The sequence below is a fragment of the Pseudomonas sp. P5_B2 genome, from assembly GCF_056400445.1.
This window is the reverse complement of record NZ_JBFULH010001287.1, coordinates 1-753: the sequence shown is the minus strand read 5'-3', so window position 1 is coordinate 753 and position 753 is coordinate 1. Positions and strand designations below refer to the sequence as shown.

General features: G+C 52.7%; 1 pseudogene. It reads right to left on the bottom strand.

The annotated features are described in order from the left end of the window. Positions 1-211 precede the first annotated feature (211 nt). Positions 212-307 (bottom strand): annotated as a pseudogene (locus tag AC1DRJ_RS30785) (ExbD/TolR family protein); the annotation flags it as partial. Between the last annotated feature and the right edge of the window lie 446 nt (positions 308-753).

Here is a 753-nt window from a genome sequence, read left to right as displayed (position 1 = left end):
GCGATGTGCATGGAATTGGCTTTCTCACTGGAGGGACCGAGGAGGCGCTGCATAAGCTCGAAGTTAACGGCATCGAATAGCCATGGCCACCGATCACTCCATCCGCATGTTCCATTCCCTGGAACATGCGGGTCGATCTGCTGAGAGACTGAATTCTTGTTCTTCATTGGATCGCCTCCCGAAGAACGTTACGCCTCTAGCCACCGATCAACTACTTCGCCGTAATCACCGACAGTTTTGTAATTCCGGCCCGCTCGATGGACGCCATGGCACTGGCTACTTCGCCATAAGGTGATCCAGTTGGTGCAGGACCTCAGCAGTGAGGTTCGATCACCGACTATTTCCGCGTAACAGGCATCCGACTCCCAGAATTTGACGACCAGTGACCGACCGTTTGTGGACGGTAGAATTCAACCTGATGCGACAGGGCAACTTTGGGTCGACTGCAGCGCTTCGCGAAGGCAACAAACAGCCAATAGCGCCACGCTCGTCCCTTGCACCCCATACTGGGGGCTGCTGCAGCTTAACCTATTGTTTTTAAAAGAATACAACTACTTCAAAGTGTGGCAAAACACCCGCTTTTTTGTGCTTATGCAAATGGAAACTCGCGGCCTCCAGAGGAAGTTTTGCGCAAAACCCTCACGGCGTCCTGCCGACCGAACACAATCAACCTTTCGCAGTAGTGAATCACTAATGCATCGCTGGTATTCTCGCCGCCACGTTCGCCAGACATTAAGGGATGGAGGCGAAAAT